The organism is Streptomyces sp. NPDC057877, from assembly GCF_042796855.1.
In the GTDB taxonomy this organism is placed as follows: domain Bacteria; phylum Actinomycetota; class Actinomycetes; order Streptomycetales; family Streptomycetaceae; genus Streptomyces.
The window spans coordinates 48,954-63,874 of the sequence record NZ_JBHVMS010000018.1; the positions used below are offsets into that span (position 1 = coordinate 48,954).

12 protein-coding genes are annotated in these 14,921 nt (G+C 69.3%); 8 read left to right on the top strand and 4 right to left on the bottom strand.

All coding sequences use genetic code 11. The annotated features are described in order from the left end of the window. Positions 1-51: 51 nt before the first annotated feature. Both ACFVQG_RS37570 and ACFVQG_RS37575 read right to left on the bottom strand, forming a co-directional pair. A complete protein-coding gene (locus ACFVQG_RS37570) occupies positions 52-1,041 on the bottom strand; it encodes a sugar phosphate isomerase/epimerase family protein (RefSeq protein WP_383392878.1) in 990 nt (329 codons plus the stop codon). Positions 1,042-1,740: 699 nt separating this feature from the next. Next, positions 1,741-2,172: a hypothetical protein gene (locus tag ACFVQG_RS37575; protein ID WP_383392881.1), complete on the bottom strand. Its 432-nt coding sequence runs from the start codon at positions 2,170-2,172 to the stop codon at positions 1,741-1,743. Between the two features lie 437 nt (positions 2,173-2,609). On the opposite strand from ACFVQG_RS37575, the gene ACFVQG_RS37580 reads away from it, so the two are divergent. Together ACFVQG_RS37580 and ACFVQG_RS37585 are read left to right on the top strand one after the other, a co-directional pair. Further along, positions 2,610-3,170, top strand: a complete 561-nt coding sequence (locus ACFVQG_RS37580; RefSeq protein WP_383392884.1) for an AAA family ATPase — start codon at positions 2,610-2,612, stop codon at positions 3,168-3,170. A gap of 253 nt (positions 3,171-3,423) precedes the next feature. Next, positions 3,424-4,221: an SAM-dependent methyltransferase gene (locus tag ACFVQG_RS37585; RefSeq protein WP_383392887.1), complete on the top strand. Its 798-nt coding sequence runs from the start codon at positions 3,424-3,426 to the stop codon at positions 4,219-4,221. Between the two features lie 190 nt (positions 4,222-4,411). Here the strand turns inward: ACFVQG_RS37585 and ACFVQG_RS37590 are convergent, their stop codons facing one another. Then, a complete protein-coding gene (locus ACFVQG_RS37590; RefSeq protein WP_383392890.1) occupies positions 4,412-5,275 on the bottom strand; it encodes a LysR family transcriptional regulator in 864 nt (287 codons plus the stop codon). Positions 5,276-5,358: 83 nt separating this feature from the next. Between ACFVQG_RS37590 and ACFVQG_RS37595 the strand changes: the two genes are divergently transcribed. From ACFVQG_RS37595 to ACFVQG_RS37610, 4 genes are all read left to right on the top strand, one after another. Next, on the top strand, positions 5,359-6,084 hold the full coding sequence (locus ACFVQG_RS37595; RefSeq protein WP_383392892.1) for an SDR family oxidoreductase: 726 nt from the start codon (positions 5,359-5,361) through the stop codon (positions 6,082-6,084). Positions 6,085-6,280: 196 nt separating this feature from the next. Next, entirely contained in the window at positions 6,281-8,950 is a 2,670-nt protein-coding gene (locus ACFVQG_RS37600) for an NACHT domain-containing protein (protein WP_383392894.1), read from the top strand. 275 nt (positions 8,951-9,225) lie between these two features. Further along, on the top strand, positions 9,226-11,103 hold the full coding sequence (locus ACFVQG_RS37605; protein ID WP_383392897.1) for an acetolactate synthase large subunit: 1,878 nt from the start codon (positions 9,226-9,228) through the stop codon (positions 11,101-11,103). Positions 11,104-11,448: 345 nt separating this feature from the next. Beyond that, positions 11,449-11,799 carry a hypothetical protein gene (locus ACFVQG_RS37610; RefSeq protein WP_383392911.1) on the top strand — a complete coding sequence of 117 codons (351 nt, stop codon included), beginning with the start codon at positions 11,449-11,451 and terminating at the stop codon, positions 11,797-11,799. A gap of 63 nt (positions 11,800-11,862) precedes the next feature. On the opposite strand, the gene ACFVQG_RS37615 is transcribed toward ACFVQG_RS37610, so the two are convergent. After that, the gene (locus tag ACFVQG_RS37615; RefSeq protein WP_383392900.1) at positions 11,863-12,627 is read right to left on the bottom strand and encodes an SDR family oxidoreductase; all 765 of its coding nucleotides are present in this window, start codon (positions 12,625-12,627) and stop codon (positions 11,863-11,865) included. A gap of 242 nt (positions 12,628-12,869) precedes the next feature. Here ACFVQG_RS37615 and ACFVQG_RS37620 point away from each other — a divergent pair, with 242 nt between their 5' ends. Next, positions 12,870-13,538, top strand: a complete 669-nt coding sequence (locus tag ACFVQG_RS37620) for an HAD family phosphatase (protein WP_383392903.1) — start codon at positions 12,870-12,872, stop codon at positions 13,536-13,538. Positions 13,539-13,803: 265 nt separating this feature from the next. Continuing rightward, positions 13,804-14,496, top strand: a complete 693-nt coding sequence (locus ACFVQG_RS37625; RefSeq protein ID WP_383392906.1) for a ScbR family autoregulator-binding transcription factor — start codon at positions 13,804-13,806, stop codon at positions 14,494-14,496. Positions 14,497-14,921 lie beyond the last annotated feature (425 nt).

The following is a 14,921-nucleotide window of genomic DNA, read 5'->3' on the forward strand; positions in this document are numbered from 1 at the left end:
GCGGGGACGCGCGGTCAGGAAGCCAGGGGAGCGGGAGCGGAAACCGTGACGTCAGTCGAGGAGCGCTGAGAGCGCCTGGAAGCTGCGCTCGGCGGCGCCCAGCGAACCCGGCGGGTTCGGCTGCGTGCTCGGCGCGGTGTCCTGCTCCCAGACGCCGACGTGGGTGCCGCGCGGGCCGATGGAGTGGATGAACCGCTTCCAGGGCAGGTCACCGGCGCCGAACTCGACGATGTCGTAGCCGTTGGCGTTGTCCGGGTTGGTGGCGCCGTCCTTCATGTGGAACAGCGGATAGCGGCCGGGGAACCGGCGCACGTACGCGGCCGGGTCGAAGCCCGGGTAGCGGTACTGGCCCACGTACGCCCAGTAGACGTCCAGCTCGAGGAAGACGTGGCGCGGATCGGTGTGCTCCAGGAACACGTCGTACAGCCTGATCTCCGGCCGGTCGGTGGCGAAGGCGAACTCGCCCGCGTGGTTGTGCTGGTACAGCTTCAGCCCACGCGCGGTCGCCGCGGCGCCCCAGGCGTTGAACTCCGCGGCGGCGGCCCGGTAGCCGTCGACGGTGTTGGTGGAGGTGGGCGCGTTGGCGGTGCCGATGTGCGGCATCCCGAGCGCCTCGGCGATGTCGAGCTGGCGCTGGAGGTCGGTGCGCAGGGCGTTGATGCCGACATGGCTGCCGACGGCCTTCAGGCCGTTGTCGTCGAGCAGTTGGCGGATCTCCGGGACGGTGATCTGGCGGCCCAGGATGGAGGTGGACTGGGTGTAGCCCGCGAACTCCACCTCGGTGAAGCCCATGCGGGACAGCTCCTCGAAGACCACGGCGAACCCGAGGGAACTCACCTTGTCCCGGATGCTGTACAGCTGGATGGAGATCCGGTCCCGGGGAATGCTCAACGCCCCGGCACCGTGGTGGGGTTCGGCCTCGGCGTCGGCCGCGGCGGCGGGCACGGCCCCCGCCAGGGTGACGGCACCCACCGCGACGGTGGCACCAGCGGTGGCTCTCAGAAACGACCTGCGGTCGAAGTCCCTGTGTGACGGTCTCACGGTCACTCCTCGTTCGTGTGCGGCACAAGCGCGGGCGGAGCTGGACAGACACAGGTGGGGGGTGGTGGCTCGGGCTCAGGCGCACGCGGACACCCCGTCAATAGGGGCATGTCCGCGCAACGTCGGCGAAACGTCCGGTTCGAGGCGAGACAGTAGGAGGCTTTGCCCGCCGGTGTCTATACGTTGAACCTGAAACGACCCCAACTTTCTCTGAAATCAGCAAAAGCACGCCTGGTTCAGGAGAATGTCGGGTCCTCCTCGGACGTAGTGGTCGACTTCGAGGACTGGTCCCGTCTGACTGCGGCGTGCCAGGGCTTCCGTATGGGTTCGCGGTCCGGCGGCGAGGCGATCACTCGGAGCGGCCTGGACTGCTGGCTCTCACGTCCACGGTGGGTGCTCCGGCGACTCGGGTGAGTCGCCGCACCCCGCCCTTTTCGCGGTCTCGGCGACTGACTGCGCGGACGTGCGCACCCTGGGCGGCGGAGGCCGCCCAGAGCCGCTGGCGCACGGTGTTCGTCCACCCGGGTCTGGCCCTGGGCCCGTCCTCGACCCCCGCCTCCGGGTCTGGCGGCCTGTCTGGTCGACATGGCCCGCGTCACGGCGTCGAGGAGAGCACGGACTTCGAGGGGATCGCCGCAGCAGTACCTCGAACGAGTCCGACCGCCCGGGGATGCGCCGGGCAAGCGGACGGCCCCCGCGTCAGCCGGGAATGACCCGCCAGCCGGTGTAGTGCGTCGGCGCGACGCTCGTGCCCGGGGTGGAGTTCTGCCGGACGCAGATGCCGTCGTCTTCCGGAAGGGCGAGGTAGGAGCGGTACTCGTTGAGGGTGATGTCCATGACGTACGCCTCGACGCCGTACTGGCCGATCACCCGGCTGTTCGGGGGGACGGGCGCGGTGGCCGTGACCCCGGTCGTGGTCGTCGTGCTCTGTGTGATGCTCGCGCTGACGTTGGCGCTCAGGAAGCCGAACAGTGAGGCACTGGTGCCGAGGGTGTAGCTCAGGCTGAACGTCTTCGACACCGACGACGTGAAGCTCCCCGTGATCTCCCTGCTCGTGCCGTTGACGACAACGCGCTCCTCACTCACCAGGAAGTCGGGCCTCACCGAGTCGATGACGTACTCGTAGGCCACGTACTCGGGATAGCTTCCGTTGAAGACGGAACCCCATGCCAGTCCACTGGGACAATCGCCCACGGCCGCCTGGGCCGGGGACGAGGCGCCCATGGTCAGCGTCGTCGTCAGAGCGACCAGGGCCGCCCCGCCAGCGATCCGGGATCTCCACCGCGCCAGGCGACGCGGGCCGCTCCCAACTTCCGTGCTGAGGTCCGCCATTCTCTTCCCCTCTCGGCGCCCTGCTGAGCATCCCCTGAGCGGTGTTGGCCGACCAGACCATATTCGGTCGCTGCGGTGCGGGGCCGGGACGAGGCGTCCGCATCGCCCACGGCGAGGGTGGTCGGCAGTACGCGGAGAGCGCGAGCGTGACGCCGGGGACCCGGCGGGGCCGGGAACCAGGCGACCAGATCGATATCGGATCGCGTGAGGTGCTCGTCTGCTGGCACGCTTCCTCCATGCATGACGCAGAGGTACTGCTCATCGGAGGGCGAGCCGGTGTCGGCAAGACGACGGTGGGGTGGGAGGTGTCGGCGTTGCTGCGCTGTGCGGCGGTCGCCCACGCGGTCATCGACGGTGACTTCATGGGGCAGGCACATCCGGCTCCGAAGGGAGATCCGCACCGCGCGCAGATCACGGAGGCCAATCTGACCGCCGTATGGGCGAACTTCGCCCAGCGCGGCTACCGGCGCCTGATCTATACGAACACCGTGAGCGTGCTGCCGGAGGCGACGGGCATGTTCGAGCGCGCCATGGGGACCGGAGTGGGCATCACGCGAGTCCTGCTCACCGCCTCCGACGCAACCGCCCGCGAGCGGCTGGTGGGCCGGGAACTCGGCTCGGAACTGCAGCGGGAGCTGGAAGGAAGCGTCCGCAAGGCACGGCTCCTGGACCAGCGGGCCCCCGCGGAGACCGTGCGGGTGGCAACGGACGGACGGTGCGTCGTTGACATCGCGCGGGAGGTGGTCGCCGCCACCGGCTGGACCGGAACCCACCTCGCTCGCAGATCTGCTCGTTGACGGCCCCGAACACGAGAGCCCCCCAAGCCGGTCGCAGAAACCGTCGGCCTCCCCGGTCTCCCAACAGATCATCGACGGCGGTACTTTGATGTTCCGTCAGCACCCGCCGGACGGCTTCGGCCAGTAACGTGTGGGGCCGGGGCGCTGGCCGGTCGGAGGCGACCTGACGCGTTCCGCGCCGGGCAGGAGACGTCCCCGTGCAGGTGCCGAGTGCGGCCGTGAGCCGCCCGTGAAGACCGAGGAGTTCAGCCCGATGTCGAACCCGCAAGGCCCGGCGATCCGTACCGACATCCCTCATTCGGCGCGCATCTGGAACTACTGGATGGGCGGCAAGGACAACTACGAGGTCGACCGCGTCGTCGGCGACGCCAGCCTGAAGATCGACCCCGACATCGCGACCATGGCCGTGCAGTCGCGCCAGTTCCTCGTCCGGGCGGTGCGCTACCTGGCGAGCGAGGCCGGGATCCGGCAGTTCCTGGACATCGGCACCGGCCTGCCCACGATGCAGAACACGCACGAGGTCGCCCAGGCCGTGGCACCCGAATCCAAGATCATCTACGTGGACAACGACCCGCTGGTACTGAGCCACGCACGGGCCCTGTTGACCAACACCACCGACGAGGGCGTCACGACCTACATCGACTCGGACTTCCACCACCCCGAACAGATCGTCTCCGACGCCCGCAACACCCTGAACTTCACCCAACCGATCACAGTGATGTTCATGGGGGTGCTGGGGCATGCCCGCACCTACGACGACATGCTGCGCATCGTGCGCACCGTCATGGACGCGGTGCCCTCGGGCAGCCACTTGATCCTCTGGGACGGCACCACCGACAGCCAGGCCTACGTGACCCTCTGCGAGGAGTACGCCAAGACCGGCGGGGTTCCTTACTACCCGCGCACGCAGGACGAGATCCGTGCCGTCTTCGACGGCTTCGAGCTCATCGAACCGGGCTTCGTGCCCATCACCGAATGGCGCCCCGAACCCACCCAGGTGGGAGTGAGGCGACCCATCTCGGCGTACGGCGGCGTCGCGCGCAAACCGTGACCATGCGCGTGCCTCGGCGCGGGGCGCCGCTCAGGGAGGAACACCGATGGCCCGCGCGACGGCCGTCAGGGGTTCCTGGTAGCGCTCACCGGCCAGGTCCAGCTTCCCGTCGGTGAGTTGACCCGCCCCGCGCACGACGGTCCCGGCCGTTCCGCCGCCCGAGAGAGCGGCGACTTCGCCGTCGTCGGGGTCAGGTCGCCGGCGCGGTCATGCCGACCGCGGCGCTGACGAGTGAGGCAACCGCCAGGGAGCGGCTGCCCGGCGGCCATGCGATCACCGTGGTCACCTCCGGCGCGTCGACGACGGGCACCGCCACGTGTTCGGGCCACTGCCAGGCACGGCTGGAGGCGGGAATCACGAGCAGCGTTCTGCCGAGGGCCACGAGCTGGGCGAGCTGCGACTGGGTACGCACCTCGGGGCCGGGCCCGTCCGGGTAGGTGCCGTCGAGCCGGGGCCAGCGAGCGATCGGCAGGTCCGGCACGTCGTCGACGTCCGCCAGCGTGAGCTGATCGCGGGAGGCGAGCGGATGCCCCGCGGGAACGACCGCGACCTGGCCTTCGACGCAGAGGTCCTCGGTGTCGAACCCGGCGAGGTCGTCGTACGGGCGATGCATGAGCGCCACGTCGGCGCGCCCGTCACGGAGCAGCCCCGCCTGCTCTCCGATCTCGCACAGGAGCACCTCGACCGGTGCCGCACCGGGTTGGTCCGCCACCGTGTCGAGGAGCCGTCGCAGCAGCTCGTGGGAGGCCCCGGCCTTCGTGGCGAGCACCAGTGGCCGCTTCGGATTCCCGGCACGCCGTGTCCGACGGGCAGCGGCAGCGACCGCGTCGAGGGCGGTCCCGGCCTCCCGGAGGAGCACCCTGCCCGCATCCGTGAGCGTCACGCCACGACGGTCCCGGTCAAGAAGCTGGACGCCGAGCCGCCGCTCCAACTGACGGATCGCGCGCGAGAGCGGCGGCTGTGCGATCCCGAGCCGCACGGCGGCGCGGCCGAAGTGCAGTTCCTCGGCGACGGCGACGAAGTAGCGCAGCTCGCGGGTCTCCAGATCGTCCACACGGGCAGCCTACCGACTGATACCCGGGGAGTATCACAGCGGACCGAGCGGGTGTTGGACGCCGCACGCGCCGCAAGCCGAGCATGGATCGCGTGAACGACACGAAGACCGCGCTGGTCACCGGCGCGAACAAGGGAATCGGCCTCGCCATCGCACAGGGTCTCGGCGCGATCGGCTACACCGTCGCGGTGGGCGCCCGCGACGACGGCAGGCGCGAGGCGGCCGTCGAGCACCTGCGGGCCGCGGGCGTCGACGCCTTCGGGGTCGCACTCGACGTCACCTCCGACGACAGCGTCGCCGCAGCCGCGGCGGCGGTCGAGCGGACGGCGGGTCGGCTCGACGCGCTCGTCAACAACGCGGGCATCCCCGGCCGCGCAGACGGTGGCGCGCAGGATCCGACGACGCTCGACCTCGACGTCCTCCGCACCGTCCTCGACACCAACGTGTTCGGGGTCATACGGGTGACGAACGCGATGCTTCCGCTGCTCAGCCGCGCGAACTCGCCGCGCATCGTCAACATGTCGAGCAGCATGGGCTCGCTGACGCTCCGGACCGGCCCGGTCATGGCCGCCTACGCACCGTCGAAGACTCTGCTCAACGGCATCACGACGCAGTACGCCCGCCGATTCGCCGATACGCATGTCATCGTGAACGCCTGCTGTCCCGGCTACGTGGCCACCGACTTCACCGGCTTCCAGGCGCCGCGGACGCCCGAGCAGGGGGCGGCGATCGCGATCCGGCTCGCCACCCTGCCGGACGACGGGCCGCGCGGCGGCTTCTTCGACGACGAGGGCGCCGTCGCCTGGTGAGTGTGCGGCTACGAGGGCGCCGTCGCCTGGTGAGTATGCGGCGACGAGGGCCCCGTCCCCTGGGTGAGTACACGATCGGTTTGTTCTCCATGCCGGGGTCCCGCGTCACAGCGGCACCGGCGACCCGTCACTCGTACGTGGGGCAGAGCCGCCGTTCCGGCGAGGTTCCCGCTCACGCCGCTGGAAGATTCGGGGCATGGGAACTGGCGGGCGGACGCGCCGGGTTGGTGTGCTCTATCTGGTGCTGGCGGTCGGCGGCATGGCCGGGGCCGTGTGCATCGCCTTCCGTTTCGAGCTGCGGGTCGCGGAGACGGTGGCGGCACTGCTTCCGTCCGTGGGCGGCCTGTACCTGTCGTGGGCGACCTTCCGGGCCGATCGGCGGGAGGCGGCCGACGGGTACGGCGTCGCCGAGATCGCCGATCGCCTGGCGGTGGCCGTGCGGGTCCAGTGGGAGTCCGAGGCCCGGGTGCGGCGGCTGAACGACCCCTATCCCCTCCCGGTCTCCTGGCAGGCGGCCGATCCGAAGTTCGGCGAGCCCTGGCCCGTCCTGCGGGAGTTGGCCGGTGACCTGCCGACCGGCCGCTCGGCCCCTCCGTCCGGCTGGGCCACTGAGGCTGCCGGGCTGGCCGGAGTGGGAGGGGAGATCACCGAAGTGTTCCGGGAACGGGTGCCGACACGGCGCCTCGTGGTCCTCGGCGCCCCGGGCAGCGGGAAGACGATGCTGCTGACCCGCTTGTTGCTGGCCCTGGCGGCCGAGCGCACTGCGGGAAGCCCGGTCCCGGTACTCTTCCCGCTCGCCTCGTGGAGCCCCGCGGAACAGACACTGGAATGCTGGATGGCGGAACGGCTCGCGCGTGACTACAGCGGTCTCGGCACCCCGACGGCGGAGCACGCGGATCGGACCGAGCAGGCCAGCCACGCCCGGGCACTACTGGAGCACCGGCTGATCCTGCCGGTGCTGGACGGATTCGACGAGATTCCCGAACCGTTCCGCGCCATGGCGCTGGACGCGATCAACTCCGCCCTGCCGCTCGACCAGCCGCTGGTGCTGTCCAGCCGACTGACGGAGTACGGGGACACACTGTCCCCGCCCCGCGGGGTACCGGTCAGGCTCTGCGGTGCCGCCGCCGTGGAACTGCGCCCCCTGGAGGCGCCGGACATCGCCGACTACCTGAAACGGGACGCCGGAGGTGAGGCGACGGCGGCGGCTGCCCGCTGGGATCCGGTGATCCGCCTGCTCGGCACCGAAGCCCCCGTGGCACGAGCGCTGACCACACCGCTGATGCTCTTCCTCGCCAGGACGGTGTACAACCCCCGGCCGGGAGAACACACCACTGTCCTCCCCACGCCCGCGGACCTGTGCGACCCGACCCGCTTCCCCGACACCGCGGCCGTCCGAGCCCATCTCTTCGACGCGTTCGTACCCGCCGCCTACCGGCCCCACCCGCGGTATCCGTGCCGCTGGTCTCCCCAGGAGGCCGAGCGCGCCCTGCGGTATCTGGCGCGACACCTCCGGCACACCCTGGGCGGTACCACCGACCTGGCCTGGTGGCAGGTGCGCCGCGCGCTGCCGCCCCGTGTCCTCCAGGTGGTGACAGGAGCTGTCCTCGGTGTCGTGGCCTGGATCGGCGCCACCGGGACGGGCAGGCTCATCGCGCTGCTCTCCGGCGTCGACTCCGGGTGGCAGACGGGCCCGCCCGCCGCCATGGTCGCGGGCCTGGCCGGAGGGGTCGCGGGCGGCATCGGCTGCGGCCTCGTCGCGGGGGTGACGGGGGGCGTCGCCGAGGGACTGACCCACGTACTCACCACCGGGGACCCGGGATGGCTCCCGACGACGCTGGCCTATGGATTCGCCTACGGCTTCGTCGGCGGCATCGTCGGCGCGCTGTCCAGCAGGCTCGCGGTGCGCCGACCTGCCGCGGCCTCGGGACCCCGACAACGCGGGCTCTGGGACTGGCGCATGTGTGCCCTCGGCTTCACCGCCGGAGCCGTGCTCTGGTTCTCCTTCCGCCACAACTACGGCTCGACGGCCGCCGCCGTCGGCGCACTCGCCAACGGAGTGGTCTACGCACTGGTCGGCGGACTCGTCGGCACCCGGGCGACCAGCCTGTCCGCCCATCGCCCGGACGTCACCCCGACCGTGCACACACTGTGGGCCTGGAACTGGCGGGGCTTCTCAACGGGCCTCGCCTGCGGCTCCACCATCGGCGTCACCCACTGGGCCGTACTCGAGATCCAGTCGCTTCTCACCAGCGCTCCCTCCTACCCCTTCACCTCGATGCTCTCCTTCTCCTGCGCGTTCGGGCTCGCTGTCGGAATCGCCCACGGCCTCGCCAGCAAACCGGCTGATCTCGCCACCTCGGTCGGCCCGGCCGCCCTCCTGAAACAGGACCTGAGGATCTTCCGCAAGCTATGGATCGTCGTCGGCCTCGCGGTCGGCGCCGCGTTCCTTCTCTGCTACGGCGTCGAATACGCCCTCCTGGGCGGGCTTCCCTACGGTCTGGGCCGGGGCACCACGAGCGGACAGGCGATCCTGATGGGCCCGCCCCACATCGTCGCCCGCGTCCTCGCCTACGGACTCACCGTCGGCCTCGCGGCGGCCCTCAGCCACAACGCCTGGTGGCACTACACCCTCGCCCGCCACCACCTGGCCGGGCGCCGACACCTGCCCCGGGAGCTGACCGCCTTCCTCACGGACGCCCATGAACGGCGCGGCGTACTGCGCCAGGTAGGAACCATCCACCAGTTCCGTCATATCGACCTGCAGCACCATCTCGCCAGCCCGGGGGAGTCCCAGGAGCCCGGAGCACCGCACTCCGCGCTGCCCCCGCCACGGTTCCCGCAATCGCCCGTGCACGGACGCTGAGCGGGTGCTGCTCGCATGGTGAGATCGACGTTCCGTCAACTTGACGCCCCTACAGGCAGGGGATGAGTATGCACGTCATGCGCACCCGCATTCTCGTACTTGGTTAGCGCGTCGGCTGAAGCCGGGACCTTCTGAACCACGGTCACCGCCCGACGCGCCCCCTCGGTCGCCCACCGGCACGAGGGGTTTTTTGTTGCCGCCCCGCGCTCTGCGCGCCTCGGGGCAGCCACGCGCCGGTACCGCGTCCCTTACGCCCTCAGCAGCGAACAGAGAGAATGCCGATGACCGAGCAGGCCCTTGAACCTCGGCTCCCCCAGCCTCACCTGCGCGACACGCCGCAGCAGCCCGCCACCGCCCCGTCCACCGCGCCCGCGGGCGAGCGCGTCACGGGCGCGCAGTCCCTGATCCGCGCGTTGGAGGAGTGCGGTGTGGAAGTCCTCTTCGGGATACCGGGCGGGGCGATCCTGCCCGCGTACGATCCCCTGCTGGACTCCCGGCGCATGCGGCACATCCTGGTCCGCCACGAGCAGGGCGCGGGCCATGCCGCGACCGGCTACGCGCAGGCCACCGGCAAGGTGGGGGTGTGCATCGCCACGTCCGGGCCGGGCGCCACCAACCTGGTCACCCCGCTGCTGGACGCCTGGATGGACTCCGTGCCCGTGGTCGCCATCACCGGCCAGGTTCCCTCCCGACTCATCGGTACGGACGCCTTCCAGGAGGCGGACATCGTCGGCATCACGACACCGATCACCAAACACAGCTATCTCGTCACCGACCCAGCCGATATCGCACGGGTGGTCTCCCAGGCTTTCCGCCTCGCCGCCACCGGGCGGCCCGGCCCTGTCCTGGTGGACATCGCCAAGGACGCCCTTCAAGCGGACACCGTGTTCTCCTGGACATCCCACACCCCCGACGCCCCGCCGGTGTCCCGGGCTCACGGCAAGCAGATCCGTGAAGCGGCGCGGCTGATCGCCCAGTCCGAGCGCCCGGTCCTGTACGTCGGCGGCGGCGTCCTCAAAGCCACGGCCACCACCGAGCTGAGGCAACTCGCCGAGCTGACCGGTGCCCCCGTCACCACCACACTGATGGCGCTGGGAGCGTTCCCCGGCAGCCACCGCCAGCACCTGGGGATGCCGGGCATGCACGGATCGGTCACGGCCGTGGCCGCCCTGCAGAAGGCCGACCTGATCGTGGCTCTCGGGACACGCTTCGACGACCGGGTCACGGGCCGGGCGGACACCTTCGCCCCGCACGCCAAGGTCGTCCACGTGGACGTCGACCCCGCCGAGATCGGCAAGAACCGCATGGCCGACGTCTCACTCGTCAGCGACGCCCGCACCGCGATCGACGATCTGGCCCGCACCCTTCGCCCCCTGATCGCGGAGGGCCACGTCGGCGCCGCCGCCAAGTCCCGCTACACCGCCTGGTGGCAGGAGCTGAACCGCCTGCGCGCGTCCTACCCACTCGCCTACGACCGCCCTGCCGACAACCGCCTCTCTCCGCAACAGGTCATCGAGCGCATCGGCCAGCTGGCCCCCTCACACACGATCTTCACCGCGGGGGTCGGCCAGCACCAGATGTGGGCCGCCCAATACCTTCCCCACGAAAAGCCCGGTACCTGGCTCAACTCCGGCGGCGCCGGGACCATGGGCTACGCCATCCCCGCCGCCATGGGCGCCAAGGTCGCACGGCCCGACAGCGTCGTCTGGGCCATCGACGGCGACGGCTGTTTCCAGATGACCAGTCAGGAACTCACCACGTGCGCCCTCAACAACATCCCGATCAAGGTCGCCGTCATCAACAACGGTGCCCTCGGCATGGTCCGTCAGCAACAGAACCTGCTCTACAACCAGCGCTACTCGGCCTCCACCCTGCACTCGGCCCCCGACGGCGACCGCTCCGACGGCACACGCACGCCAGACTTCGTCAATCTCGCCGAAGCCCTGGGCTGCGCCGCACTGCGCTGCGAGACCGCCGACGACCTGGACGACGCCATCCACACGGCCAACGCGATCAGTGACCGGCCCGTCGTCGTCGACTTCATCGTCGAGGAAGACGCCATGGTCTGGCCCATGATCCCGGCCGGCGCGTCCAACGACGCCATCATGACCGCACTCGACCTGCGCCCCGACTTCGGTCAAGTCGAGGACTAGAACCTGTCGTTGGAATCACGCCGCAGACGCGGGGCCTGGTACGCGCGTCTGCGGCGTTGCCGTCGGTTGCCGCGGCAGGAGGAGGCCCCGCCCGTGGCGAACCTCGCCCCGGCCGGACGCTTGGAGAGGAGGGCGTCGTCGAAGAAGTCCTTCCCCGCCACTTCCCCGACACCAGCGACCAGTCCTGGTGGCAGACCAGGATCACCCAACACCGCCCCGCGGTCTTCCCCTTCGACCACCAGGCCAATGACAACCGCTGGCGCCAGGGCAGCGGTACCTGGGCCGGACACCCTCATCCCGTACATCCACACCCTCGCCCACCAGGCGAGCGCCACCGGCGTACCGATGGCCCGGGCGATGGTCATCGACTACCAGGCCCGTCCGAACGCCTGCGCACACGACCTCCAGTACCTGTTCGGGCCCTCCTTCCTCGTCGCCCCACTCACCTCCGACGGCGGCGCCACCCGCAACATCTGGCTGCCCGCGGGCAGCACTTGGTACCACTTTCTGGACCGACGAAACACACACCGGCAGCGACAGCGCCCATCACCGACGCGCTGCGCTTCCCGCCGACGGGCGGTTGGGACACCTGGAGCGTCGCGGAGGTCGCCGCGTCTCTGCCCGCCGGGGCACGGTGACGATCCGCGCGACCACCACTGGCTCCAGCGGCGCGAGCATCGACAGCGTGACCGTTGAGGATGCGCGCGGTACGCAGCCGTAGCGAAAGCCTTGTGGGACGGTGGGTGCCGGGCGTGGGGCTCAGAGGTGTGTGCCGCCGGTGGCGTCGATGGTCTGGCCCGTGATCCAGCGGCTGTTGTGGGAGGCGAGGAATGCGGTGATGTCGGCGATGTCCGTGGGGTCGCCGATGCGGTTGAACGTGGAGTGTGCGGCGGTCGCGGCTGCCTGGGTGGGTGTGTCCCAGCGGTGTCTGTTGAGGTCGGTCTTGATGAAGGCCGGGGCGATGTTGTTGATGGTGATGTGCTGGGGGCCGAGTTCCTTGGCGAGGGTGTGGGTGAGGGTCTCGAGGGCCGCTTTGGCCATGGAGTAGGCGAGGGCGGTGGGATGGGCGACGCGGGTGGCGGCTGAGCTGATGTTGATGATCCGTCCGCCCTGGGGGATACGGGGGAGGGCGTGCTGAATGAGGAAGAGTGGGATGCGGGCGTGGATGTTGATCAGTTCGTCGAAGTCGTGGGAGGTGGTGGTGTGGATGGTGCCGGGGATGTGGAAGCCAGCGTTGTTGACGAGGATGTCCAGGGTGGTGGGTTGGTTGAGGCTGGTGAGGTGAGTGTCTAGCTGCTGGTAGAGGGCGGGTATGTGCTCGGGGTCGCCAAGGGGGGCGTGGAGCGTGAAGGCGCGTCCGCCGCTGGTGGTGATGTCGTGGAGGGTTTCCTTGGCGGCGGTGTGGTTGCTTCCGTAGTGGATGGCCACGAGGGCGCCGTCGGCGGCGAGGCGTTGGGCGATGGCGCGTCCGATGCCGCGTGAGGCACCGGTGACGAGTGCGGTCTTGCCTTCGAGCGAGCCCATGGCGTTGTCCCCCGGTTGTGTGTGGTGGGCGGTTGGCGGTTTTGGCGGCTGGGGCGTTTCAGTGGATGGATTGAAAAAACCGCATGTCCGGTTTATTATTGATGGCGTTGTGTGATCATTGTGAATTCTTGTGTGCCGTGGGCCAGCGCACGGGCCTGCGTCTCTGCTGGATTCTCGTCTGACATGTGGGGGTTGCTGTGGCGGATTCATGGAATTCGGACGCTTCAGGGGGTCTGCGTTGGTTGAAGTTGGTGGCGGTGAACATCGATGGGGTGTTGTTGCCTGATTCGTTCAGCCCGGTGATTTACCGGTTTGTGGTCGGGCGAGGGCTCGCGTACACGGCGGAGTTGGAGCGGTCGGTGCTGTCGCAGTCGCAGATGGCGGCGGCGCAGGTGTTGGGGCTGGGTGACCCGGAGGTGGTGGTCCGGGAGTTCTTCCGGGAGCGCGAGGCGTATGTGCGGGAGCACCCGGTGCGGGTGGTGGCGGGTGCGGAGGCGTTGTTGGGGCGGCTGCGGTCTTTGGGTGTGAAGTTGGTGTGTTACGGGGGATTGCGGCGGGAACATTTCGATCGATATTTGGGGCATTGCGCCGAGTTGTTTGATGGGCCCGGTTATGTGTGTACGGACGGGTTCAGGCCGGGAGTGCGGGAGATCGCGGAGGACGTGTTCGGCCTGGAATGTGAGCGGGCGTTGTTCATTGACGATGTGGCCCGGGTAGCGGAAGCGGCGCGGGAGAGGGGAGCGGCGTTCATTGGGCATCCGTCGTCGTTCGAGCACAGCTTCCAGCGGGAGTTGATGGCGCAGGCTGGGGTGCGGCATCTGGTGGATTCTCTGGAAGCGATCGACGAGCGGTTGCTGGAGGTGGTGGACGCGGAGGCCGCCGCGGGCCGTCTGTGGTCTCCCGCCGCGTAGGTCGCTAACCCCCTGCTGGCTCGCGGTTGGAGCTGTCCGACTCGTACCGCCTTGCCCGGGTTGGCGGTGCTGGCCCGGCTGGAGCCTGGGAGGTGCGACCGGTCGGGTGCGGACGTTTCACATGCGGTGCTGTTTGAGTGGTGTGGAAATTTGGATGCTGTCGTTCGCTGTAGGTTAACGATAAGGTACCTCCTGGACGGTTTGTTCTGAGTGCTCCGCTGGCAGATATAGGTGGCGGGGGTTCTTGCGGTGAGTGGGAGGTCCGGTGGTCCGGCAGGAGCGTGCAGTCAGGACTCGTCGTGCTGTGTTGGAAGCCGCGGCGGCGGTGTTCGCCGAGCACGGGTATACGGCGGCGACGGTGGCGGACATCCTCAAGACGGCCGGGGTGACCAAGGGCGCGCTGTATTTCCACTTCGACTCCAAGGAGGCGTTGGCGCGCGGCATCCTGGAGTTGCAGACGGACCAGGTGGTGCCCGAGCGCGAGATCAAGTTGCAGGAGATGGTGGATCTTGCGATGTCGGTGGCGTGCCGGTTGAAGGAGGATCCGCTGTTGCGGGCAGGGGCCCGCTTGTCGGCGGATCCGGTGGGGCGTGGGCAGTACGGCAGTGCGTGGCCGTTGTGGGTGGGGGTGTTGAGCGAGATTTTGACTGAGGCGCACCGTCGGGGGGAGACGTTGGCGCATGTGGTGCCGACTGAGGTGGCCGAGATGGTGGTGAGTTCGTTCAACGGGGTGCAGTTGTTCGCGCAGATGGAGAGTGGTCTGCGGGATGTGGAGCACCGGGTGTCGGTGTTGTTGAAGTATGTGTTGCCGTCGGTTGCCTCGCCTGCGGTACTGATGCGGCTGGATGTGGCTGAGGACCGGGGCGCACGGGTGCTCGCCGAGATGGCCCCGGCGGAAACGCAGACCGACACCGGGGCTGCCGAGCAGGGTCGGGGGCCGGTGGCGATACCGGCTTGAGCGGCTACGGCCGACGGCTGTTGTTGTGTTGCTAAGCGTAGGGGTGTGTGCCGGGCCGTCTGCTGCCTGTGCGGTCGCCGTGTTGATCCGTGGTGAACTCCTGCTGCCATGGGGGCGGTGAGGGTCCGGATTCGCGGCTGCCCTTCATGCCTTGTCATGTCGGTGTGCGGCGTGTGTGCGGCATGTGTGCTGCTTGTTCGGTCTGTGGCTGTCGGCGTGTGGTTGCCCGCGGTGGCTGCGTGTATGGCCGGTGGTCATGTGTTTCGTGACTGATTAGCCGTTGATTGTCCGATCACTGATTGTCAGGTGTGTGGTCGGACGCTTTGGCATGCGGCGTTTGATGTTGTGGCAGGTGACGTCGAGGGTGATGGTGGCGGGGGTGGGGCCGGTGAGGAGGTGTTCGGGTGGGGTGGTGAGGGTGAGGT

What these genes read in the sequence shown, in the direction of transcription:
- ACFVQG_RS37580 (WP_383392884.1), top strand. Translation starts at nt 2,610, where the DNA reads ATGCATGACGCAGAGGTACTGCTCATCGGAGGGCGAGCCGGTGTCGGC.
- ACFVQG_RS37585 (WP_383392887.1), top strand. Translation starts at nt 3,424, where the DNA reads ATGTCGAACCCGCAAGGCCCGGCGATCCGTACCGACATCCCTCATTCG.
- ACFVQG_RS37595 (WP_383392892.1), top strand. Translation starts at nt 5,359, where the DNA reads ATGGATCGCGTGAACGACACGAAGACCGCGCTGGTCACCGGCGCGAAC.
- ACFVQG_RS37600 (WP_383392894.1), top strand. Translation starts at nt 6,281, where the DNA reads ATGGGAACTGGCGGGCGGACGCGCCGGGTTGGTGTGCTCTATCTGGTG.
- ACFVQG_RS37605 (WP_383392897.1), top strand. Translation starts at nt 9,226, where the DNA reads ATGCCGATGACCGAGCAGGCCCTTGAACCTCGGCTCCCCCAGCCTCAC.
- ACFVQG_RS37610 (WP_383392911.1), top strand. Translation starts at nt 11,449, where the DNA reads ATGGCCCGGGCGATGGTCATCGACTACCAGGCCCGTCCGAACGCCTGC.
- ACFVQG_RS37615 (WP_383392900.1), bottom strand. Translation starts at nt 12,627, where the DNA reads ATGGGCTCGCTCGAAGGCAAGACCGCACTCGTCACCGGTGCCTCACGC.